15 protein-coding genes are annotated in these 22,114 nt (G+C 62.6%); 11 read left to right on the forward strand and 4 right to left on the reverse strand.

Features of this window, described 5'->3' with window-relative positions; genetic code table 11:
• Positions 1 to 50 precede the first annotated feature (50 nt).
• Positions 51 to 1,460, forward strand: a complete 1,410-nt coding sequence (gene thrC / locus PLD_RS20750; protein ID WP_159895999.1) for a threonine synthase — start codon at positions 51 to 53, stop codon at positions 1,458 to 1,460.
• A gap of 290 nt (positions 1,461 to 1,750) precedes the next feature.
• On the forward strand, positions 1,751 to 2,038 hold the full coding sequence (locus tag PLD_RS20755; RefSeq protein WP_159896001.1) for a DUF3509 domain-containing protein: 288 nt from the start codon (positions 1,751 to 1,753) through the stop codon (positions 2,036 to 2,038).
• Between the two features lie 171 nt (positions 2,039 to 2,209).
• Here PLD_RS20755 and PLD_RS20760 read toward each other — a convergent pair whose 3' ends face one another.
• Positions 2,210 to 3,052, reverse strand: coding sequence for a TIGR02285 family protein (locus PLD_RS20760; protein ID WP_256674703.1), 843 nt, complete (start codon positions 3,050 to 3,052; stop codon positions 2,210 to 2,212).
• A gap of 94 nt (positions 3,053 to 3,146) precedes the next feature.
• Positions 3,147 to 4,346 (reverse strand): CaiB/BaiF CoA-transferase family protein, encoded by a 1,200-nt coding sequence (locus PLD_RS20765; RefSeq protein ID WP_159896005.1) that lies wholly within the window; start codon positions 4,344 to 4,346, stop codon positions 3,147 to 3,149.
• A gap of 328 nt (positions 4,347 to 4,674) precedes the next feature.
• On the opposite strand from PLD_RS20765, the gene PLD_RS20770 reads away from it, so the two are divergent.
• The 6 genes from PLD_RS20770 to PLD_RS20795 all read left to right on the forward strand — a co-directional run bounded on the left by PLD_RS20770 (position 4,675) and on the right by PLD_RS20795 (position 15,062).
• The gene (locus PLD_RS20770) at positions 4,675 to 5,295 is read left to right on the forward strand and encodes a YjfI family protein (RefSeq protein WP_159896007.1); all 621 of its coding nucleotides are present in this window, start codon (positions 4,675 to 4,677) and stop codon (positions 5,293 to 5,295) included.
• A gap of 15 nt (positions 5,296 to 5,310) precedes the next feature.
• A complete protein-coding gene (locus PLD_RS20775) occupies positions 5,311 to 6,006 on the forward strand; it encodes a PspA/IM30 family protein (protein WP_159896009.1) in 696 nt (231 codons plus the stop codon).
• A gap of 66 nt (positions 6,007 to 6,072) precedes the next feature.
• Positions 6,073 to 6,714 (forward strand): hypothetical protein, encoded by a 642-nt coding sequence (locus PLD_RS20780; RefSeq protein ID WP_159896011.1) that lies wholly within the window; start codon positions 6,073 to 6,075, stop codon positions 6,712 to 6,714.
• A gap of 36 nt (positions 6,715 to 6,750) precedes the next feature.
• The gene (locus PLD_RS20785; RefSeq protein WP_159896013.1) at positions 6,751 to 8,823 is read left to right on the forward strand and encodes a flotillin family protein; all 2,073 of its coding nucleotides are present in this window, start codon (positions 6,751 to 6,753) and stop codon (positions 8,821 to 8,823) included.
• 190 nt (positions 8,824 to 9,013) lie between these two features.
• Positions 9,014 to 14,161, forward strand: a complete 5,148-nt coding sequence (locus tag PLD_RS20790) for a DNA repair ATPase (RefSeq protein ID WP_159896015.1) — start codon at positions 9,014 to 9,016, stop codon at positions 14,159 to 14,161.
• A 211-nt stretch (positions 14,162 to 14,372) separates the two neighbouring features.
• Positions 14,373 to 15,062 carry a phospholipase D-like domain-containing protein gene (locus PLD_RS20795; RefSeq protein ID WP_159896017.1) on the forward strand — a complete coding sequence of 230 codons (690 nt, stop codon included), beginning with the start codon at positions 14,373 to 14,375 and terminating at the stop codon, positions 15,060 to 15,062.
• A gap of 29 nt (positions 15,063 to 15,091) precedes the next feature.
• On the opposite strand, the gene PLD_RS20800 is transcribed toward PLD_RS20795, so the two are convergent.
• Together PLD_RS20800 and PLD_RS20805 are read right to left on the reverse strand one after the other, a co-directional pair.
• The gene (locus PLD_RS20800; protein WP_159896019.1) at positions 15,092 to 16,813 is read right to left on the reverse strand and encodes a hypothetical protein; all 1,722 of its coding nucleotides are present in this window, start codon (positions 16,811 to 16,813) and stop codon (positions 15,092 to 15,094) included.
• Positions 16,814 to 16,911: 98 nt separating this feature from the next.
• On the reverse strand, positions 16,912 to 18,648 hold the full coding sequence (locus PLD_RS20805) for a hypothetical protein (RefSeq protein WP_159896021.1): 1,737 nt from the start codon (positions 18,646 to 18,648) through the stop codon (positions 16,912 to 16,914).
• 219 nt (positions 18,649 to 18,867) lie between these two features.
• Here PLD_RS20805 and PLD_RS20810 point away from each other — a divergent pair, with 219 nt between their 5' ends.
• The 3 genes from PLD_RS20810 (at position 18,868) to PLD_RS20820 (ending at position 21,982) form a co-directional block, all read left to right on the forward strand.
• A complete protein-coding gene (locus PLD_RS20810; protein ID WP_103289938.1) occupies positions 18,868 to 19,410 on the forward strand; it encodes a YaeQ family protein in 543 nt (180 codons plus the stop codon).
• A 57-nt stretch (positions 19,411 to 19,467) separates the two neighbouring features.
• A complete protein-coding gene (recJ, locus tag PLD_RS20815; protein ID WP_159896023.1) occupies positions 19,468 to 21,177 on the forward strand; it encodes a single-stranded-DNA-specific exonuclease RecJ in 1,710 nt (569 codons plus the stop codon).
• Positions 21,178 to 21,598: 421 nt separating this feature from the next.
• Complete coding sequence (locus tag PLD_RS20820; RefSeq protein ID WP_159896025.1) at positions 21,599 to 21,982, forward strand: hypothetical protein; 384 nt, start codon at positions 21,599 to 21,601, stop codon at positions 21,980 to 21,982.
• Positions 21,983 to 22,114: the final 132 nt, after the last annotated feature.

A 22,114-nucleotide genomic window follows, 5' to 3' on the forward strand; every position in this document is an offset into this window, starting at 1 on the left:
CTTGTCGCTTGTAGCTTGCAACTTGCAGCTCAAACCGAAGGTTTGCCCTTATGCGCTATATCAGTACTCGTGGCCAGGCACCGGCCCTGAATTTCGAAGAGGTGCTGCTGGCCGGTCTGGCCAGTGATGGCGGTCTCTATGTGCCAGAGAACCTGCCGCGCTTTACCCAGGAAGAAATCGCTTCCTGGGCCGGCCTGCCGTATCACGAGCTGGCGTTCCGGGTCATGCGCCCGTTCGTCACCGGCAGCATTCCGGATGCCGACTTCAAGAAAATCCTGGAAGAAACCTACGCGGCCTTCTCTCACAACGCCATTGCCCCGCTGCGTCAGCTGAACGGCAATGAGTGGGTGCTGGAGCTGTTCCACGGCCCGACCCTGGCGTTCAAGGACTTCGCCCTGCAACTGCTGGGTCGCCTGCTGGACTACGTGCTGGAGAAGCGTGGCGAGCGCGTGGTGATCATCGGCGCCACCTCCGGTGACACCGGTTCGGCGGCCATCGAAGGCTGCAAGCGTTGCGACAACGTCGACATCTTCATCCTGCATCCGCACAACCGTGTCTCGGAAGTGCAGCGTCGGCAGATGACCACCATCTTTGGCGAGAACATCCACAACATCGCCATCGAGGGCAACTTCGACGACTGCCAGGAAATGGTCAAGGCCAGCTTCGCCGACCAGGGCTTCCTCAAGGGCACGCGCCTGGTGGCGGTGAACTCGATCAACTGGGCGCGGATCATGGCTCAGATCGTCTACTACTTCCATGCGGCCCTGCAGCTGGGCGGTCCGGCGCGCTCCATCGCGTTCTCGGTGCCCACCGGCAACTTCGGCGACATCTTCGCCGGCTACCTGGCGCGCAACATGGGCCTGCCCATCAGCCAACTGATCGTCGCCACCAACCGCAACGACATCCTGCACCGCTTCATGAGCGGCAATCAGTACGTCAAGGAAACCCTGCACGCGACCCTGTCGCCGTCCATGGACATCATGGTCTCGTCGAACTTCGAGCGCTTGCTGTTCGACCTGCACGGTCGCAATGGCGCGGCGCTGGCGGGATTGATGGACAGCTTCAAGCAAAGCGGCGGTTTCAGCGTCGAAGAAGATCGCTGGACCGAAGCGCGCAAGCTGTTCGACTCCCAGGCGGTGAGCGACGAGCAGACCTGCGAAACCATCGCCGAAGTCTTCGCACAGACCGGTGAGGTACTTGACCCGCATACCGCGATCGGGGTCAAGGCTGCCCGTGAGTGCCGTCGCAGCCTGGATACACCGATGGTGATCCTGGGCACTGCACACCCGGTCAAGTTCCCGGACGCGGTGGAGAAGGCCGGTGTCGGCAAGGCTCTGGAGCTGCCGGCGCACTTGTCCGACCTGTTCCAGCGCGAAGAGCGCTGCACGGTCCTGGCCAACGACCTCAAAGCCGTGCAGGATTTCGTCAGCCAGCACGGCAACCGTGGCAAGCCGCTCTGATACCTTGGTCTTGTCGTCCACGAAGCCCGTCTCCTGACGGGCTTTGTTTTATTGCCCGCAAGCAGGGGGCGCCGCTGCGCAAAAGTGCTCAAGGCAGAGGCAAGTCCAACAGGGGGGGCTGGCGATCAGAGGTGGTCGCCGTTTTATCCTTGTCATCTTGTCCATGCATGCTCGAATACATACCGCGTAACAGGCTTTTTTACGGTGCGAACTTTCTTCTCGGGCCGGTGGTCATTTACTGTGGACGCGCCCTCGGGCATTTGTTTTCGGACTATTGAGTGGTGATCGAGATGGAAAGTATCAGTCTTTTGTTGAGCGAGTCGCTGAGTCCGTATCAGGTAGCTCTGACTCCGTCGGGTGCCCACGGCGAATGTCAGGTCACTTTGAAGAATGCTGCAGGCGCGATCGTTGTGGAACGCGAGGTCAATCAGGCACAGCTCACCGACAAGCGTTTGCTCACTGATGTCGTCGATGGTCTGCACCGCGATCTGCTGATTGCCGAGGGGCGCCTGGAGCCTTGCGTGATTGCTGCGTTGCGTCATGCCGCTGCTGGCAAGGTGTTCGATCAGCACAACTGATGCGCTTTCTTACGGAACCTTCCGGTCATTCTGTCAGTCGGACTTGTTACCAGCAGGGTCAAGCATTGTGCTCCGGTGCTTGTAGCCTGCTGGTACGGGCCTGGAAAAAAGGCCACGTTTAACCCCGAGTCGCTTCCCCACTTCTCGGGGTTTCTTTTTGCCTGGTGTTTTTCAGTGCGCTTTCAGGCCCTGGAAATAAGCCCGGGCCTCGGCGCGGTATTCGTCGCGCATTCCGGGCTCCAGCCATTGGGCGTACAGCTCCACCAGGCGATCTTCGCGCAGCGTCAGCAAGGTCTGGTTGAGTCGGGCGATGGCTTGCTGGCCTTGAGCGGTCTTGCTGCAGCCGATGTGAACCTCTTGGTATTTAGGGATGCCCTGGATCGGGTAGAACTCAAGGTCCTGCGGGTCGATGCCTTGCTGTATGGCCAGATAACGAACTTCTGGCAAATAACCCAGCAGCGAGCGCAAGCGACCCAGGCGCTGCATTTGTAACAGGCTGCCCAAGGCTTCGTTGCCATGGTGTGCGTTGATGGTGCCTACGGGGGCTTGTTGCAGCAGGCTGTCGATGTGCTGGCCATAGCTGCGCTCGGCGATTACACCCACTTTTTCCTCGCCGCTGTTGAGCAGGGCGTGCAGGTCGACTTTGCCGTTCTGGATGAAGCGGGCCAGTTGTTTACGGTCAGCGCGGCGGATCACCAGGCCATTGCTCAGCACCCGAAAGCTGGTAATGGAGAAGGTTATCCACTGTTCGCGCTCCTTGGTCTTGATCATGGCCGGGTCGCAGACGAAGGTCGATTCACGCAGCATCTGCATGCCCCTGGCTCGATTGACCCGCACAACCTGCTGCTGATATTCCGGCAGGCTGGCGATCAGTTGCGGCATCAGCAGGTCGATCACGCCGCGCCCCTTCAGCTCGCCCTCGAAAATGCTCGAAGGTGGTAAGTCTCGCATCAGCCAGATCAGGGTTTCCTGCGGTTCGCTGGAGGCACAGAGCGGCCAGAACAATACAAGCATGAGCGTCAGCGCGCGGCGGACAAGGCCTTGTCGGTAGCTGCGCATAAAGCCCGGGACGCGCGCCGAGGCGCCTGTGGAAAACCGCTGTTTCAGTTTAGATTGCCCCGATGGTGCGTAAGTCTTGGATCTGCTCGTTGCTGTAGCCCAGCGCCGTCAGGACTTGGACCGAGTGCTCGCCAAGCTCTGGTCCGACCCAGTCCGCGGAGCCGGGCGTCTCAGAGAGTTTCGGCACGATGCCGGGCATCTTGAAGCCCTTGCCGTCCGGCAGCTTGGCCTGGAGGAACATTTCCCGGGCGAGGAACTGCGGGTCGTGGAACATGTCCTCGGCGCTGAAGATCCGGCTGGCCGGGACCTCGGCCTGATTCAGTTGCTCCAGTACCTGATCCAGGGGCAGGGAAGCCACCCAGCGGTCGATCACGCCGTAGAGTTCGTCGCGGCGGCTGTCACGTCCGTCGTTGCTGGCCAGCGTGGGGTCGGTGGCCAGGTCTTCGCGACCGATGATCAGCATGAAACGCTTGAAGATCGCATCCCCGTTGGCGCCGATCTGCACGTGTTTGCCGTCCAGGCTGGTGTGGATCGACGAGGGGGTGATGCCGGGCATGATGTTGCCGCTGCGCTCGCGAATAAAACCGAACACGTCGAACTCCGGCACCATGCTTTCCATCATGGCGAAGATCGCCTCGTACAGCGCCACGTCCACCACTTGTCCCTGACCGCCGTTGACCTCGCGATGACGCAGGGCCATCAGGGCGCCAATTACGCCCCACAGGGCGGCGATGGAGTCGCCGATGGAAATCCCGGTGCGCACCGGCGGGCGGTCCTCGAAACCAGTGATGTAGCGCAGCCCGCCCATGGATTCGCCCACCGCGCCGAAGCCGGGTTGGTCCTTCATCGGCCCGGTCTGGCCGAAGCCCGACAGGCGCACCATCACCAGTTTCGGATTGAGGGCGTGCAGCACGTCCCAGCCCAGGCCGAGTTTTTCCAGCACGCCGGGGCGGAAGTTCTCGATCAGGATGTCCGCTTCGCCCAGCAGTTGCTTGAGTACCGCGAGGCCTTCCGGGTGCTTGAGGTTCAGGGTCAGGGATTTTTTGTTGCGCGCCTGGACGAACCACCACAGTGAAGTGCCTTCATACAGTTTGCGCCACTTGCGCAGTGGATCGCCGCCATTCGGGGATTCGACCTTGATCACTTCGGCGCCGAACTCGGCGCAGATGCGTGACGCGAAGGGGCCGGCGATCAGGGTGCCGAGTTCGATGACCTTTAATCCGGCGAGAGGCTTGCTGAGGCTGTTCATGGGGCATCCGCGTGGCAGGAAAATCTGCCTAGCCTAGAGCATTGATCACAATTAAGGCAGCGGTCGGCGGCGCCTATTATCGATTATTTCCTTGCCAATCTTGGGCTCATCGCGCTTCTCATTCTCGTTGATGGCGGGTTTAATAGCGCCGCTCGATAGACGGCGTCGCTTTCCGGAGGAGGGGCTGACTGTCTTTTTCGCCGATTGTGCGGTTGCTTTCGCGGGCAAGTGTCGCTGATTGCTTGACGAATTTTGTTACAAACACTCCTTTTAAAAATTACATGTGATGAATTGAAAGTCTTACATGTGATGCTTTAGGCTCTGCGCCATGGACAATAAATCCTCAGCCCATTACCAACGTTTATTCCGCCAGCGCCTGCGTGATCAGGGTTTGGTGAAAAAGGAAGTCTGGATACTGCCGGAGAACGCCCAGGCGTTGCTGGCGGTTGAACGCAAACTGCGTCAGCCCTTCGAGGGGTTGGCTCCTGTGGAAAAGGATGGAGAAATGAGCATGCCGCAGATCTGGAATGCCCGATCGTTGTGCAAAGCCCTGGAGGCCACCGAGTTGTTCAGCAGCGGCGAGGCCAGTATTGAGCTGCTCGAAGGTGCCGAGCCGAGCCTGCACGTGACCATGCGCGAATACGGTGATCTGCCGTTGTTCGTCGCCCTCTCCGGCGAGCAGATCCTGGTCGAAGCCCTGCTCTGGCCGCAAAGCGAAGTGACCGACGTGGTGGCGTTCAACGAAGAAGTGCTGCTCAGCCGCCAGTTGTTCCCGCTGTCGAGCATCGGCCTTGAAGCCCGTAAGGGGGGGGAGCGCTTCTACATGATGTTCGGTGCGCTCAGCGCCACCTCGATCCTCTCCAACGTGCTCTACGAGATCGAAACCCTGGCCAGCAATGTGATCAGGGCTACCGAGGCCTACGAAGGCTACCTGAAGGCTCAGGCCTGACCTGGAGGAATGCACATGAACGTATGGAGCAAGTTGCTTACCGCCCTGCGCGGTGGCGCCAATGAGGCGGGCGAGGCCATGGTGGACAGCCAGGCCCTGAGGATTCTCGATCAGGAAATCCGCGACGCCGATCAGGAACTGCGCAAGTCCAAGGAAGCCCTGGCCGAAATCATGGCCCGGCAGAAACTCGCCGCCGAGCGCGCCAATGGCAGCGCGGCGAAGATCGCCGAATATGAAAGCTACGCCCTCAAGGCGCTGGAGTCGGGTAACGAACAGCTCGCCCAGGAAGTGGCGCAGAAAATCGCCAACCTGGAAAACGACCTGGCCGTGGAACGCGAGCAGGCCGACGGTTTCGCCGCCAGCGTGGCCCAGTTGCGCAAGGCCGTGACCCAGGCCGAAGGCAACATCAAGCATTTGAAACAACAGGTGGATACCGTCAAGGCCACCGAAAGTGTGCAGAAGGCTCAGCAGGCCGTGGCCCAGCGCTATGGTGGCTCGCAGAGCAAGCTGCACACGGCCGTGGAGTCCCTGGAGCGGATCAAGCAGAAGCAGGCCGAGCGCGCGGCGAAGATGGAGGCCGCAGCGCAACTGGCCAGTTCCAGCAGCCCGGACGATGCGCTGGATGCCAAGTTGCGCGAGGCCGGGATCGTTGCCGGCAGCACCAGCGCCGACAGTGTGCTGGCGCGCCTCAAGGACCGTGGCAAGTCCTGATTCACCGCTGTGTTTTAGGGGCGGGGCCGTTGGGTTTCGCCTGGCTTTTTCAGGGATAGGAAAGCAATGGAAATCTTCCTGCAGACAGTGTTGTCGTTTCCCACCGTGCTGTTCAGTTTCATGCTCTGCCTGGCTGTGATCTATTGGGCCGTGGTGGCCATGGGCATGGTCGAGGTTGACCTGCTGGACTTCGAGGCCGACTCGCTGCTCGAAGGCGCCCACGCCACTGAAGGCCTGGCCGGGCTGCTGATCAAGTTCAAGCTCAACGGGGTGCCGGTCACCCTGGTGCTGACCCTACTGATGTTCTTCAGCTGGTTTTTGACCTATTTCGTCGAACTCTACGTCCTCAGCCACCTGCCCCTGGGTTGGCTGCGTTATCCCCTGGGCCTGTTGTTGGCCGTGCTGGCGCTGTTCCTGGCGGCGCCTGTCTGTGCGGCGATCTGCCGCCCGCTGCGCCCGCTGTTTCGCAAGATGGAGGCCACCACCAGCCAGTCAGTGCTGGGGCAGACCGCAGTGGTGCGTAGCGGCAGAGTCACCCTTGAGCATGGCGAAGCCGTGCTCGAGAACGGCGGCGCGGGCCTGATCCTGCGTGTGCGAGCCGATGAGGCACGAGCTTTCAAACGCGGCGATCGTGTCGTGTTACTGGAATATCTGCAGGCGCAACACGCCTATCGGGTCATTACCGAGGACGAGTTTCGCGGTCTCTGAACCCGGACTTCCTCAGAATCAAAGGAGATTGATTGCATGAATTTACCGTCGCTGCTGCCCATCCTGCTCGGGATCGGCCTCGTCGTTCTGGTGGTCTTTGGCCTGCTGGCCCTGTTCAAGGCCTTCTACATCAAGGTCCCCCAGGGTACGGCGTTGATCGTCAACGACATGTCCTCGACCCCCAAGGTGCACTTCACTGGCGCCTTGGTGTACCCGGTCATCCACCTCAAGGAGTTCATGCGCATCTCGCTGATCACCCTGGAAGTCGACCGTCGGGCCAAGGATGGTCTGATCTGCCGCGACAACATGCGCGCCGACATCACCGTGGCCTTCTACCTGCGGGTCAATGAAACCCAGGAAGACGTGCTCAAGGTGGCCAAGGCCATCGGCGTTGATCGCGCCTCTGATCGCGCTGCGGTCAACGAGCTGTTCAACGCCAAGTTCTCCGAAGCGCTGAAGACCGTGGGCAAGCAGTTCGACTTCGTTCAGCTGTTCGAGAACCGCCAGGAATTCCGTGACCGCATCATCGAAATCATCGGCAACGACCTCAACGGTTATGTGCTTGAAGACGTGGCCATCGACTACCTGGAACAGACGGCCAAGCACTCCCTGGACCCGAGCAACATCCTCGACGCCGAAGGTATCCGCAAAATCACCGAGCTGACCGCGGCGCAGAACGTCATCACCAACGAGCTGGAACGTAACCAGGAACTGGCGATCCAGAAAAAGAACGTCGAAACCCGTGAAGCTTCGCTGTCCCTTGAGCGCCAGCAGGCCGATGCCGAAGCCCGGCAGAAACGCGAGATTGAAACCATCCGTGCCCGTGAAGAAGCCGAGACCGCCAAGGTCAAGGAAGAGGAGCGCCTGAAGGCCGAGCAAGCGCGCATTCAATCCCAGCAGGAAATCGACGTGCGCACCGAGAACCATCAGCGCGAAGTCGAAGTGGCCCAACAGAACCGCCAGCGTGCGGTGGTCATCGAGGTGGAAAAAGTCACCCGCGCCAAGGACCTGGAAGTAGTGGCCCGCGAGCGTGAAGTGGAACTGCAGCGCATCGAGAAAGAAAAGGCTCTGGAAGAGCAGCGCAAGAACATCGCCACGGTGATTCGTGAGCGGGTCGTGGTGGAAAAGACCGTGGCTCAGGAAGAAGAGCGGATCAAGGAAGTGCGCGAGATTTCCGAAGCCGAGCGCCTCAAGCAAGTCGTTATCATTCAGGCCCAGGCCGAAGCCGAGCAGGATCTGGTGCGCCAGGTCAAACAAGCCGAAGCCGACGAAACCCGTTCCAAGCACAAGGCTGTGGAAATCAACAACCTGGCCCAGGCTGAACTGGAAGCCGCGGCCAAGCAGGCCGAAGCCAAGAAGCGTCTGGCCGAAGGTCTGGAAGCCGAGCGCGCTGCGCCGGGCCTGGCCGACGCCCGGGTGCTGGAAATCACTGCCGCGGCTCAGGAAAAAGAAGGCCTGGCCCAGGCTCGCGTGCGCGCCGAGCAGTTGATTGCCGAAGCCCGTGGCGAGCAGGAAAAAGGCTTGGCCGACGCGCGGATCATGGAAGCCCAGGCCGCCGCCAAAGAGAAAGATGGCCTGGCCGAAGCCAAGGTCATGGAAGAGAAACTCGGTGCCCAGGCCCGAGGTGAAGAACAGCTCGGCGCGGCCAAGGCCAAAGCCACCAAGGACTTGGGTTCGGCCGAAGCCGACGTGCTGCTGCAGCGCCTGAATGCCGAAGCCGAAGGCCTGGGCAAGAAATTCGGTGCCCTGGACTCCCTCAGCGACAGCGCCCGTCAGCACGAAGAGTTCCGCATGCAACTGGAGAAGAACTTTGAGGAAGCGATGGCCGCCATCGCCGCCAACAAGGACATCGCCAAGGACCAGGCCGAAGTACTGTCTGCCGCCCTCAGCAAGGCCAAGATCGAGATCGTCGGTGGCGAAGGCGACTTCTTCAATTCCTTCGCCAAGTCGCTGTCGGTGGGCAAGGCCATCGAAGGCGTGGTGGGCAAGAGCCCGGTGGTCCAGGACGTCCTGGCACGCCTGCTCAATGGCAAGACTGCGCCGGCCGTCGCCGCTGAACTGGCGGCAGCCGCTGCGCGCAAGGTCGACGCGCCGTCTGCCGAAGCCTGACCCACACCTGACACACCTGTAGCCGCTGCCGAAGGCTGCGACCGACTCCGTAGGAGGCGCAGCCCTTGAGGGCCTTCGGGCCCTCAAGCACGCAGCCCGCGGCAGCGGCTACCGGCCCGTGTCGGGCACCGGGCCCGAGGTTTGAGGAGCCCGTTTTTTTGCACACCGCCGCAGATCCAGGAAGGCCACGATGTCGGACGCTCAAGTCGTAACTCCCCCACAGGACGTATTGGACAAGGCCGTCGCCGAAGGCGGCGCCTATGAGGTGCTGCACAAGCGCCTGCTGGACCAGGGCCAACGCCTGCGGGCCACCACGGAGAGCCTCAACCAACGGCGTCTCGACGAGTTCGGCAACAGCCGCATGGAAGTGGTCGGGCGGGTGCGTATCCGCACCGAGAACAACTGCATCGCCCGGGACATTGTCCAAGTCGGTGACTGCCTGCTGTTCGGCTACAACGTATTTATCGGCCTGAAGAAGGAAACCCGCGTCGACGACGTGTTTTCCCTCTACCGGCTGGTGCAAGAGGGCGAAGGCTACGAAGCCGAGCCGGTGGCGCTGGAAGACAGCTTTCTGGCGGCACAGGGCTTCCTCAACGATTTCAACGAGCTCTACACCTATTACAAGAACACCCGCCTGCTGCAGTTGGCGATCCGTGACGGCAAGCTGTTGGCCAGTTTCCAGATTGGCGAACGGGTCACTGATGTGCGGGTGTTTCGCTGGTCGATCTCGGTGGACGGCCGAGACGTGCGTTACATCGATAACCGCGGTGAACGGGATATCGCCCTGCCAGCGCCCTTCGATTTCGAATGGAAGAAGGCCACCCGCGAGATGGTGGTGGAAGGCCGCTTCCCGCACCTGAATATCCTCGACACGGTGTTCGTCGAAACCCTCGGTGGCGACCTGACCATCAAGGTCGAGAACAACACCGAGTCGGGCCTGGGCATCTACCGCGAAGAGGTGCTGGACAAGACCCAGTCCCTGGACGATTCGCAGATCGAATTCGTCCGCCTGGGCAGCCTGATCCTGCTCAAGGTCCTGCCGTACCGCGAAGAGCAGTGGCGCTACCTGGTGTTCAACAGCCTGACCCGCCAGGTGGAGCGCATCGACGCCATCGGCCTGGCCTGCGTGCAGTTGCCGGAAGATCACGGGATCATTTTCCCCGGCGGCTACTACCTGCAGAGCGGCGAGTACAAGACCTTCGAACAGTCCATGGAAGGCATGCGCTTCAAGCGCTCGGTGCGCTCGCCCAACGGTGAAGATGTGCAGTACATCTTTTACCACCCGGAGCAGGGCCGCTCGGTGCTGCTGACCTACAACATGATCAACCGCCAGTTGCAGAACCCGCTGTTCGGCCACGGCTATGCGCGCCTGGAAGACGGGCGCATGGTGATCTTCGCCGCCGAAGGCGAAGAACCGACCCGGGTGCATCCGATGCAGGTCTGGCAGACGCCATTCTTCTCCGAGGAGTTCGCCGCGCGACAACCGACCCGCAGCGGCTTCCTGGGGCGCATCGGCAATGCCGAACTGGTGCGCAGCGTTTCCGATCTGTACGACTTGTGCCGCGAGATCGACACCCCGTCGGTGTCGGTGCAGCGCTATTCACTGCTGTGCCAGAACACCCGGCGCCTGTTCGACGTCTACCACTGGTTGGGCAGCGCCGAACTTGAAGGGTTGGCACCGCTGCTGCGCGAGGTGGCTTCCACCTCTGAGCTGGTGCTGGATGAGTACGAGAAAGTCGAAAGCATCCGCCGCCAGTCGGACCAGGCCATGGTGGCCGCTGAGGCCAAGCAGAAAGCCCTACTCGACAGTCTGCTGGTGGACAGTTGGGACCAGGTGCAGAGCTTCGTCGATGCGCTCAACGGCATCACCGCCCAGCGCGGCCTGCTGCTGACCATTCGCGACTACCGCTACATCGACGTGGCGCGCATCGACGCCATGGAAGCCGACCTGCTCAAGGCCCAGGAACGCACCGCCGCCGGCACCGCGACCTTCCTCGCCAGCGACCAGGCCCTGCAACCCTTCGTCACCCAGCTGGAAACCCTCGACGCCCAGGCGCAGAAAGCCGAGACCGTGGCCCAGCTCAGCGAGCCCTTGGCCGCCTTGCAAGCCATGGCCGGTGACCTGGACATGCTGTCGAGCCTGATGGCCTCGTTGCAGATCGACGACGCCACCCAGCGCACCCGGATCATCGAATCCATCTCGCAGATCTACGCCCGCCTGAACCAGGCCAAGGCCCGCGCCGAACAGCGCCGCAAGGCCCTGGGTTCGACCGAGACCGTGGCCCAGTTCGGGGCCCAGTTCAAACTCTTCAGCCAGGGCATCACCAACGCCCTGGCCCAGGCCCAGGACCCCGAACGTTGTGACGAGCAACTGTCGCGCCTGTTGGTGCAGCTTGAAGAACTGGAGAGTCGCTTTGGCGATCACGAACAGTTCCTCGGCGACATCCTCGGCAAGCGCGAGGAGTTGCTGGAAACCTTCGAGGCCCACAAGCAATCGCTGCTCGATGAGCGCCAGCGCAAGGCCCAGGGCCTGCTGGACGCGGCGCGGCGGATTCTCGACAGCCTCGGCCGGCGCACCGCCAAGTTCACCCAGGCCGAAGAACTCAATGCGTTCTTCGCCGCCGACCCGCTGATCCTCAAGTTGCGGGAGCTGGCCGAGCGCCTGCGCGAGCTCAAGGACAGCGTCAAGGCCGACGATGTCGAGTCGCGCCTCAAGGGCGCCCGGGATCAGGCCGTACGGGCCCTGCGCGACAAGACCGAGCTGTTTGAAGAGGGCGGCAACGTCATCAAGCTGGGGCCGCGTCATCGCTTCAGCGTCAACACCCAGGAGCTGGACCTGACCCTGATGCCCCGGGGCGATGAACTGCACCTGCACTTGACCGGCACGGATTTCCTCGAACCCCTGCGCGACCCCGAGCTGGAAGCCTTGCGCGACTTCTGGCAGGTGGCCCTGGAGTCGGAATCGGCCCAGTTGTACCGCGCCGAGTACCTGGCCGGACACGTGCTGGACGCCGCTGATCAGGGCCGTGACGGCCTGAGCCTGGACAGCCTCAAATCACTATTGGCCCAGCCTGATGAGCTGGCCCGGGTGATCCGCGATTTCGCTGCGCCGCGTTACAAGGAAGGCTACGAAAAGGGTATCCACGACCACGACGCAGCGGCGATTCTTGTGCAGTTGCTGCCCCTGCGCGACAGCGCCGGGCTCCTGCGTTTCGGCGCCGCGGCCCGTGCCTTTGCCGCGCTCTACTGGGACCGCCAGCAGACGCAGCCGCAACCTCAGCAGTGGGTCGAGCGGGCGCGTACCAGCCGGCATATCCAGCAACTGTTCGGGCGCCGCGAAGGCCTCTTGCAACTGCAGGAAGAAATCCTCCTGGCACTGCGCGACTGGCACCAGCAGCACGCCTTCACTCTGGCCGTCGACCTGCTGCCTGAAGCGGCCGAGTACCTGGTCCAGGAGTTGGCCGCCGAGCGTATCGAGTTCACTTTCAGCAAGTACGCCAAGCAACTCCAGGAAGCCCTGACCTTGCGCCTGCAAGGCGCGCGGATGTGGGACGACTACCAACAGGCCCTGGCGCGTCTGGCGCAGCGCCCGGCGGCGCAGTGGGCGCTGACCGAAAACTGGCTGTCGGCCTTGTGCGCCGAGGGCGAGTTCGCCGAGTGGCTCGACTACGTGCCCGAGGCGGTGGCCCTGTCGCTGCTGGGCAACGACTTTGCCAAGCGCGTCACCGAAGTCGACCTGCGGTTTTTGGTCGACAACCTGATGGGCGAACACCCGCGTATCCAGGAGCGCAGCCTGTCGCTGACGGTGGACGGCTTCTTTGCCCGCCTGCGGGCCCACCGCGAGCAGTTCCTGCCCGGTCTGCAGCGTTACCAGAGCCTGCGTCAGGGGATCATCGCGCGTGAGCGCTCGGCCCTGCGCCTGAGCGAATTCAAGCCGCGGCCGCTGAGCTCGTTCGTGCGCAACAAGCTGATCAACGATGTGTACCTGGGCTTTATCGGCGACAACCTGGCCAAACAGATGGGCACCGTGGGCGAGAACAAGCGCACCGACCTGATGGGCCTGTTGATGCTGATTTCGCCACCGGGCTACGGCAAGACCACCCTGATGGAATACGTGGCGCACCGCCTGGGCCTGATCTTCATGAAGATCAACGGCCCGGCCCTGGGTCATCAGGTGCGTTCCCTGGACCCGGCCCAGGCACCGGACGCTACTTCGCGCCAGGAACTGGAGAAGCTCAACCTGGCCCTGGAAATGGGCAACAACGTGATGCTCTATGTCGACGACATCCAGCACACCCACCCCGAGTTCCTGCAGAAATTCATCTCGCTGTGCGACGGCACCCGACGCATCGAAGGCGTGTGGAAAGGCCGGACCAAGACCTACGACATGCGCGGCAAGAAGTTCTGCGTGGTGATGTCGGGCAACCCGTACACCGAGTCCGGCGAGGTGTTCAAGATCCCTGACATGCTGGCCAACCGGGCCGACATCTATAACCTCGGCGACACCCTGGGCGGCATGCAGGAAGCCTTCGCCCTGAGCTACATCGAGAACGGCCTGACCTCCAACCCGGTGCTGGCGCCCCTGGCCACCCGCGACATGGCGGACGTCTACCGCTTCGTCGCCAAGGCCGAAGGCAAGGCCTTCTCCAGCAACGAACTGAGCCACAGCTACAGCGGCGCCGAGATCAACGAAATCACCACCACCCTGCAACGCCTGATGCAGGTGCGCGACGTGGTGCTACGGGTCAACCAGCAGTACATCGCCAGCGCCGCCCAGGCCGACCAGTACCGCAGCGAGCCGCCGTTCAAGCTGCAGGGCAGCTACCGCAACATGAACAAGATGGCGGAGAAGATCTCGGCGGTGATGAACGACGCCGAACTCCTGCAACTGTTGGCCGACCACTACCAGGGCGAATCCCAGCTGCTGACCACCGGCGCCGAGGAAAACCTGCTCAAGCTCGCCGAGCTGCGCGGCAACCAGACCCCGGAACAGAGCGAGCGCTGGGCCCGGATCAAGCGCGACTTCGTGCGCAACCGCTCCATGGGCGGCAGCGACAGCGATGTTGGCACTCGCGTCGTGGCCCAGCTCAACGATCTGGTGGAAGGCGTGCGCGGCCTGGCCCGGCCGGCGGAACAGCCGGGCGTGCGCGATGTGCTGGAAAACCTCGCCGAGCACTTGGAAACCAGCTTCCTGCCGTTGATCCAGGTGATGCACAAGAAGATCGACATCGACCTGCACGGCCACCAACGCATCGGCGACATCGCCAAGCGTCTTGACGAACTGAGCCGCATGCTCAGCCACGGTGATGTCCCGACCCTCAAGGACACCCAACCCTAGCAGGCGGTGTGAAAACTACTGCGTTTGGCAGTACTGCGTTAAAAACAGGCTTGTGTGCGAGTCCGATCGGAGTGCTCATTTACAGCCAGTAAAGTCGAGCGCGACCCTGGCCGTTCCTCGCCTGTTTTTGCCTTGTCTTGCCTTCACTCGTGACGTTTTCACACAGCCTGTGCAGCCGCCGGCTCGCCGGCGACAACCCAAGGATCAGGACATGGATTTTGCCCACCTGGACCAGCAACTGCGCGACAGCCTGCTGGACCTGAAACTAAGCAACGAAGAGCGCAACGAACTGCGCCAACTGGGCAGTGAGCTCAGTCTCGATCAGGTGCGTTACATGCGTAATCGCGCCTTCGATCTGGTACGCGAACTGAGCCTGGCCGACAGCGCCCATGTACTGCCGGCGCTGAAGTGGCTGGAGCAGGTGATCAAGACCCTGGACACGCACGCCGCCCCGGTGCGCGACATGGCCAGTGCCCACTTCAGCCCTGGCGAAGACTGCCGGCGCAAGATCCGCGACCTCTGTCGTCAGGCCCGGCGCACGCTGGCGATCTGCGTGTTCACCATTTCCGACGATCAACTGAGCGACGAGATCTACGCCTGCCACCAGCGTGGCGTGGCGGTGCGGGTGATCAGCGACAGTGAAAAACAATTCGACGTCGGCAGCGACATCGCCCGACTGCGCGAGCTAGGAGTGCCGGTACGGATCGACGACACGCCGTTCCACATGCACCACAAATTTGCCGTGTTCGACGACCGCACCCTGCTTAACGGCAGCTTCAACTGGACCCGCAGCGCCACCACCGGCAATGAAGAAAACCTGCTGGTGATCGACCATCCGCAACTGGTGGCCAGTTATCTCAAGGTGTTCAACGAACTCTGGAGCCGCTACGCGCCGCGTTGAGGCGGGCAGCGGCTGGCCTCAATGAGGCCTCAGGCGGCGTTCGGGTAACCCCAGGCGCTCTCGGCGGCCAGGCTGTCGATCAGCTTCTGGCGCAGTTCATGGGCTTTTTCCGGGGCGCTCTGGCTCATGGTTTCCAGGGCCAGATGCAACTGCTGCACCGGGTTTTCGCCGATAAACAGGTTGCGCAGTTCAAGGCCGGCAATGGCTTCCTCGAAACGTTGCTGGTGGATATGTTTCAGCACCATGGCCAGGCTCAACTGGCTGGTATAGGCCGCCAGCTGTTCCAGGCGGGTCTTTAGCTCGGCGGCTTTTGCTTGGTCGTCGATGTAGACGTAGCTCAGCGCCAGCTGTTCCAGGAAGAAGGTTTTTTCCGCGGGGGCCAGCGGCGCATTTTGCCGCTCGTCGTCGAGGGCTTGCACAGCCTGCTCCAGCAGTTCGCCGGCTTGTCGGGTTTGTTCCAGGTCGTGTAGCAGCTTGGCCTGCAACGCCAGTTTCATCGGCCGTTCGGCGTATTCGAGCTGCGAGTTGAGACGCGCCATTTCCTCCAGGTTGTTGCGGATCAACCAACTGTCGCGGCGCAGGCGCGGCAGGTCTGCCTGGACCCGCAGTTGGCTTTCCAGGACCAGCAGGCGCAACCACGGCCATTGCTCATCGCCACGCAAGGTTTCCAGTGCCCGCAAGGCTTGCTCCAGCAGATGGGCGCACCATTGCGAGTGTTCCTCGACGTAAGTGCCCCAGAGACAGACCAGGCACCAGATACGCTGCGGGGTCGAGACGGCGCAGGCCTGCAAGGCCGCCTCGGCCTCGGCCATTTCATTGCGCCCGACATGCCAGTTCAACAGGCTCAAGAGCAGCTCGCTGGCATAGGTTTCCGGCACCAGGGCGATCAGTTGTTGAGCCAGGTCCGGACGGTTGGCCTCCAGAATCAGCGTGAGTAATGGCGGATAGCCGAAGTAGTCGTCGGGCTCAGGGTTTTGCGCCAGCAGTTCGAACCCAGCGTCGAATGCCCCGGCTTGCATCAGCAGGGTCACGACGATGATTTGCGCCGACTCGGGCAATTGCGCGGCCATGGCCGGGAACTGTGCGTCCTGCCCCTGGGCGCGGTATTCGAGCAGGGTCTGTTCCAGTTCATGCAGTTCCAGTTCGTTGGCCGGCTGTTTCAGTAGCAGTTGCCAGGCCAGGCCGAGGCTGATGGCGGCTTTGTCAGCCAGCCCCAAACTGCGTTGCAGGGCGGCCAACTGCCGGTGCTCTCTGACGCAGTCCTGGCTCAACTGCTCGACACCGAAGGTCATCAGCAATGCGCGGGCCTGCTCGTGTTCACCGCTGGCCACCAGCAGAGGGAGGCGCAGCATGGGCGCAGTCGGCAGGGGCTGATTCAGGCGCTCCAGCAGGCTCAGCACAGCCTGCGGGCCTTCCTTGTCGAGCAAGGTTCCGAGCAGTTCGTTCAGTGCCATGGGCTGGTAGGTTTCATCGAGTTCGGCCAGCACCTCCAGGGCCTGCTCCTGGTCGCCTTGTCGGTACAGCGCCGCCGGCATTTGCATCAGCCCCAGTTGCCGGGCTTTGCCCGTCAGGCGCTGTGCCAGTTGCAAGGCCACTTGCGGCTCGATGACGCTCAGGTGGGCCGCGCGATTGATCTGCGCTGCCTCGTCCAGGGTGATGCCCAGGTCATTGCCGCTGCGGCTCTTGTGGGAGTACACCACCAGCAGCGAGATCACGCCGGTAATGAGCAGCAGGATGATAAGCACTTCCATGATTCCATATTCCTCTGTTGCGGGTCGGGGCCTGGCGCGTGGTACGGAGTCGTCTTGGACCACCGGGTTGCAGCTAGGCGGGTATAAGTCCGGGGGGCTCAGTTCGCCTGAAAGGGGCGCATGGCCATGCCGCTGGTCAGCCGCTCCATCAACCGTTGCTGAAGTTCGGTGGCGCGCTCGGGGGCACGCTGGTGCAGCTCTTCCAGGGCCTGATACAGGCGTGACAGAGGCTTCTTGTCGCTGAGCAGGACGCTCAGGGTCAGGGCCTCGATGGCCTGGGCGAAGCGCTGGTGCTCGATGTGATTGAGCAGCAGGTCCTCTTCCAGGCAGCGACTGCCGGCCTCCAGGCTGTGCAATCGATCCTGCAGGGCCTGGGCCGGTTCCGCCTCGCCGAGGCTCAGGTAGGCACTGGCGATGTCCTCCAGGTAGAAGGTTTTGTCCATCTCATCGACCTCTGGCAGGCGGTCGCTGTCCAGCAATGCCAGGGCTTGCTCCAGCAGGGTCCTGGCCTGGGCCGTCTGCCCCAGGTCGTGCAGCAGCTTGGTCTGCTCGCCAATGCACAGCAATTGCTGTTCGCCTTCCTCCTGTTGGTGCAGGCTGTGCAATTCCTCAAGGCCGCTGCGTACCAGCCAGCTGTCCCGGCGATGGGCCGGCAGCCGGCTTTGCAGCTGTAGCTGGGTGCGCAGGGCCTGCATGCGTATGCCGCTCCAGAACTCGTGGTCATTCTTGTAGCCGTCGATCTGTTGCAGCGCCTTGGCCAGCAGTGCCTCGGCCCATTGCGGCTGGGTGGCGTGGTGCTGTTCACACAGGCTGAGCATCAGGCCGGGATGCTGGCTCGGTTCAGGTTCCAGAGTCAGCAGCAGAGCTTCGGCTTCTGCGGTCTGGCCTTGTGTCGCCACATAGTTCAGCAGGCTCAGCAGCAGGCTGTAGCGATCCTGGTCGGGGGCTTTGTCCAGCAGACGCAGGGCGTTATCGATCGGCGGCAGGGCCAGGGTCAGGTCCATCAGTTCGCTGTACGTGGTGGAGTAGAGTGCGTCGTTGATGGGGGCCAGCAGGTTGAGGGCTGAGTCCAGCTGAGCGGCCTTGATCAGGGCGGCGACTGCCTGGGCCTGTTCTTCTGCCGGCAATGGCGCGGCCCGGGTCAGGATCGTGTCGAACTGACCCAGGGTTGCGCAGGCTTCGAAGAGGCTGCGCAGCGTCGATTGGCGATGGCCCTCTTTGGTTTCTTCAAACGCCGACCACGCCTGCTCAACGCTGGCCAGCGCCGCATCCTGCATCCCGGCCTGATGCTGTAGGCGCGCCAGGATCAGCAGGTTGCCGATGCTCTGGCGTTCCTGGGCGGCCGCTTGGCGCGGATCGCTCAGTTCGCCCAGTACGGCCAGGGCCTGGGCCTGTTCGCCGCGGGCCTGAAGGATACGCACTTGCAGCAGCGGCCAGCTGGGCAGGGCTTCCCCCCAGTTCTCCAGGAGTTCCAGGCAGGCTCGGGTATCGTCGGTGTCGAGCAGCGTTTCGATCAGGGTATTGAGCACGTACTCCCGGGCGTGAGGCGGCAGTTGCCGGTATACCTCTTGAGCCTGGGCCCTGTGTCCTGCCAGGTAGAGCTCGTTGACCACCAGTTGCAAGGCCAGTTCCCGGGCTTCGCCGGGCAAGCGCTCTGCCAGTTTCTGCGCCAGCAGCGGTTCGGCCTTGCTCAGCAGCAGGGTCTGATTGATATGGGCGGTGAGATTGGGGGTGATGTCCAGGCCCAGGCGCTGTTCGGCGATTTTTCTGCGGGTGTATAAAGCCAGAGCGCTGAACATCAACACGATGACAAGAAGGGTGGCAAAGATGGCCATGGACGTCCTTTTCTATTGAGCGGCGGCGCCGGCGCGGTGCGCGCCAGCCGATTTGCGCGGGGGTTATAAAACCCTGGTGGCAGGCTGGCAACCGACTTTACCGAGCAAATGCATTTCAGAGGATGTCATCCCTGGGTTTGTTGACCGGTCAGCGCTCGGGCAGGGCGGCAGGTTTCGGGTTAGACTTGCGGCCTTTTCGCACACTCAAGAAGCCCGCACATGGCCCAGCCGTCCACCACCTACAAATTTGAACTGAACCTGACCGACCTCGACCGCGGGGTCTACGAAAGCGTCAAGCAGACCATCGCCCGTCATCCTTCGGAAACCGAAGAGCGCATGACAGTGCGGCTGCTGGCCTACGCCTTCTGGTACAACGAGCACCTGTCGTTCGGTCGGGGTCTGTCGGATGTGGATGAACCCGCCCTGTGGGAAAAGAGCCTGGATGACCGCGTCCTGCACTGGATCGAAGTCGGTCAGCCGGACGCCGATCGCCTGACCTGGTGCTCGCGCCGCACCGAGCGCACCAGCTTGCTGGCCTACGGCAGCCTGCGGGTCTGGCAGACCCGGGTGGTGGACGCGGTGAAGAACCTGAAGAACCTCAACATCGCCGGCGTGCCCCAGGAGGTCCTCGAGACCCTGGCCAAGGACATGCCGCGCGTCATCAAGTGGGACGTGATGATCAGCGAAGGCACGATCTTCGTCACCGACGATCGCGGCCAGCATGAAGTGCAGCTGGAATGGCTGCTGGGCGAGCGCGGCTGATTGCCCGCGCTGCCCCTGAACGATCCACCGTCCCCCCAGAGAAGTTGCTGCTAGCCCATGCGTATCGAACCCCGTGAGTTGCCCGCCGTCCTGCCCTTTCTTGGCGATCTGCCACCACTGCTGACCCGCCTCTACGCCGCCCGGGGCGTGCAGTCGGTGGAGGAGCTGGACAAGAGCCTGGCGCGGCTGATCCCGTATCAGCAGCTCAAGGGCATCGACGCCGCGGTGGACCTGCTGGTGACCGCCCTCAACCAGCGCCAGCGCATCCTCATCGTCGGCGACTTCGACGCTGACGGCGCCACCGCCAGCACCGTAGGCGTGCTGGGCCTGCGCCTGCTGGGCGCGGCCCACGTCGATTACCTGGTGCCCAACCGCTTCGAATACGGCTACGGCCTGACCCCGGAAATCGTCGCCGTGGCCCTGCAGCGCGAGCCGCAGCTGCTGATCACCGTGGACAACGGCATCTCCAGCGTCGAAGGCGTGGCCGCGGCCAAGGCCGCAGGCTTGCAAGTGCTGGTTACCGACCACCACTTGCCCGGCCATGAACTGCCGGCGGCGGACGCCATCGTCAACCCCAACCAGCCGGGCTGCGAATTTCCCAGCAAGGCCCTGGCCGGGGTCGGGGTGATCTTCTATGTGCTGATGGCCCTGCGCGCGCGCCTGCGCAGCCTGGGTCGCTATGAAACCCGGCCGCAGCCGAACATCGGCGAGCTGCTGGACCTGGTGGCCCTGGGCAGCGTGGCGGACGTGGTGCCCCTGGACGCCAACAACCGCATCCTGGTGCACCAGGGCCTGGAGCGGATTCGCGCCGGTCGCGCGCGGCCGGGGCTCAAGGCGATTCTCGAGGTGGCCAAGCGTGATCATTCGCGTATCACCTCCACCGACCTGGGGTTCATCCTCGGCCCACGGCTCAACGCCGCCGGACGCCTGGACGACATGAGCCTGGGCATCGAATGCCTGCTCAGCGACGACGCTTCGGCGGCCCGGGCCATGGCCGCCCAGCTCGACGAGCTGAACCAGGACCGCAAATCCATCGAACAGGGCATGCAGCGCGAAGCGTTGGCCCAGCTCAAGGAACTGCCGGTGGAATCCATGCCGTTCGGCCTGTGCCTGTTCGACGCCGAGTGGCACCAGGGGGTAATCGGGATTCTCGCCTCGCGCCTGAAAGAGCGTTACCACCGGCCGACCATCGCCTTTGCCGATGCCGGCGAGGGCATGCTCAAGGGCTCGGCGCGTTCGGTGCCGGGCTTTCATATCCGCGACGCCCTGGACGCCGTGGCCGCGCGTCATCCGCAACTGATCAGCAAGTTCGGTGGCCACGCCATGGCCGCCGGCCTGTCGCTGCCGGAGCAGAACTTCCCGGCCTTTGCCGAGGCCTTCGACGAAGAAGTGCGGCGCCAGCTGCGCGAAGAAGACCTCACCGGGCGCCTGCTGTCGGACGGCACCCTGGCGGTGGAAGAATTCCACCTGGAACTGGCCCGCGCCCTGCGCCACGCCGGCCCCTGGGGCCAGCACTTCCCCGAGCCGATGTTCCATGGCGTGTTCGAGCTGGTGGAGCAGCGCATCGTTGGCGAGCGTCACCTGAAAGTGGTGCTGCGCAGCGAATGCGGCTCGCTGAAGCTGGACGGCATCGCCTTCGGCATCGACCGTGAAGTCTGGCCCAACCCGACCATCCGCTGGGTCGAACTGGCCTACAAGCTCGACCTCAACGAGTTCCGCGGCCAGGAAACCGTGCAGTTGATGATTGCCCATATCGAACCGCGTTGAGGCCGGTACTGCCGATCAGCTCAACGCTAGAGCGAGCAAGAACAGTGCTTGTCCTTAACTGACTGGCAGTAGGTGATGCGGTTGGTTTTGCCGGATTTTGGGAAAGCGGGGCGGTGGTATGTCTCTTTTTTTGTAAGGGGTTTCCGAGACACTCTCCGGCGCTTGCGGCGGGGGGGCGGCTCACTAGGCTCGGATCGTCGCTGAATGTTCAGTGATCGGGTTTAGCAGCCTGATACCCAGACACGTGAATGTTGCCGTGAGCCCAGTTGGCTCCCCTGCCTGCTGAGTTCTGTTATGGCGGCTGTGCGTGGGGCGCCCTTGGGCGCACCGGGTTCCTTGGAGCGGTCTGCTAACCCGCGTACCACTGTCACCCTTACGTTTAGCCGCGTGGGGTGGTGGCTCCATTCCAAGGAACTGCCCCATGAAAAAGATCGTCCCCGATCCACCCGTTTCCGATCCTTCTTCCCGTCGTAATCCAGACCACGATCTGGCCAATGAAACCGTGCGCCATGTCCTGGCCAACACTGGCGTAAAAGGCTCGTTGATCGCAACCCTGAAACCCACCGTGGCCGGCCCCGCTGGGCCTGATAACCTCTTCGCTGTGCGCCCCGGCATCAGTACCGAAGACACGCTGCTCCACGTTGCCATGCTGCTCAAGGCCGCCGAGGAGGTGTCCGATGAAATCACCGAATACGCCAGCGGCGAGGAGCGCGGGTTGATCTGGTCACTGGTGCATTCGGTGGAGATGGCCGGTGGCGGGGTGGAGGCCTTGCTCGATGGCAATCGCAGGAGCCCTGCGATTTGACGCGCCGCCAGTCGCTGCCCCGCCGCAGCGGCTGGCGTTTGTGGCCCTAGGGCGCAAGGTTTTTGCCCGGGCAATCATCAGGAACCCTGCTGGCGGCAGTGTTGTCGACTAGTCTCTAAGCACTGTCTGATT

This window comes from Pseudomonas sp. LD120 (assembly GCF_009861525.1).
Classification (GTDB): domain Bacteria; phylum Pseudomonadota; class Gammaproteobacteria; order Pseudomonadales; family Pseudomonadaceae; genus Aquipseudomonas.

Excerpts from the sequence above, each read along its gene's own strand:
- PLD_RS20765 (WP_159896005.1), bottom strand. The coding sequence starts at position 4,346 with ATGAACAGCCTCAGCAAGCCTCTCGCCGGATTAAAGGTCATCGAACTC.
- PLD_RS20760 (WP_256674703.1), bottom strand. The coding sequence starts at position 3,052 with ATGCTTGTATTGTTCTGGCCGCTCTGTGCCTCCAGCGAACCGCAGGAA.
- PLD_RS20810 (WP_103289938.1), top strand. The coding sequence starts at position 18,868 with ATGGCCCAGCCGTCCACCACCTACAAATTTGAACTGAACCTGACCGAC.
- PLD_RS20775 (WP_159896009.1), top strand. The coding sequence starts at position 5,311 with ATGAACGTATGGAGCAAGTTGCTTACCGCCCTGCGCGGTGGCGCCAAT.
- recJ (WP_159896023.1), top strand. The coding sequence starts at position 19,468 with ATGCGTATCGAACCCCGTGAGTTGCCCGCCGTCCTGCCCTTTCTTGGC.
- thrC (WP_159895999.1), top strand. The coding sequence starts at position 51 with ATGCGCTATATCAGTACTCGTGGCCAGGCACCGGCCCTGAATTTCGAA.
- PLD_RS20785 (WP_159896013.1), top strand. The coding sequence starts at position 6,751 with ATGAATTTACCGTCGCTGCTGCCCATCCTGCTCGGGATCGGCCTCGTC.
- PLD_RS20820 (WP_159896025.1), top strand. The coding sequence starts at position 21,599 with ATGAAAAAGATCGTCCCCGATCCACCCGTTTCCGATCCTTCTTCCCGT.
- PLD_RS20800 (WP_159896019.1), bottom strand. The coding sequence starts at position 16,813 with ATGGAAGTGCTTATCATCCTGCTGCTCATTACCGGCGTGATCTCGCTG.
- PLD_RS20770 (WP_159896007.1), top strand. The coding sequence starts at position 4,675 with ATGGACAATAAATCCTCAGCCCATTACCAACGTTTATTCCGCCAGCGC.
- PLD_RS20755 (WP_159896001.1), top strand. The coding sequence starts at position 1,751 with ATGGAAAGTATCAGTCTTTTGTTGAGCGAGTCGCTGAGTCCGTATCAG.
- PLD_RS20805 (WP_159896021.1), bottom strand. The coding sequence starts at position 18,648 with ATGGCCATCTTTGCCACCCTTCTTGTCATCGTGTTGATGTTCAGCGCT.
- PLD_RS20795 (WP_159896017.1), top strand. The coding sequence starts at position 14,373 with ATGGATTTTGCCCACCTGGACCAGCAACTGCGCGACAGCCTGCTGGAC.
- PLD_RS20790 (WP_159896015.1), top strand. The coding sequence starts at position 9,014 with ATGTCGGACGCTCAAGTCGTAACTCCCCCACAGGACGTATTGGACAAG.
- PLD_RS20780 (WP_159896011.1), top strand. The coding sequence starts at position 6,073 with ATGGAAATCTTCCTGCAGACAGTGTTGTCGTTTCCCACCGTGCTGTTC.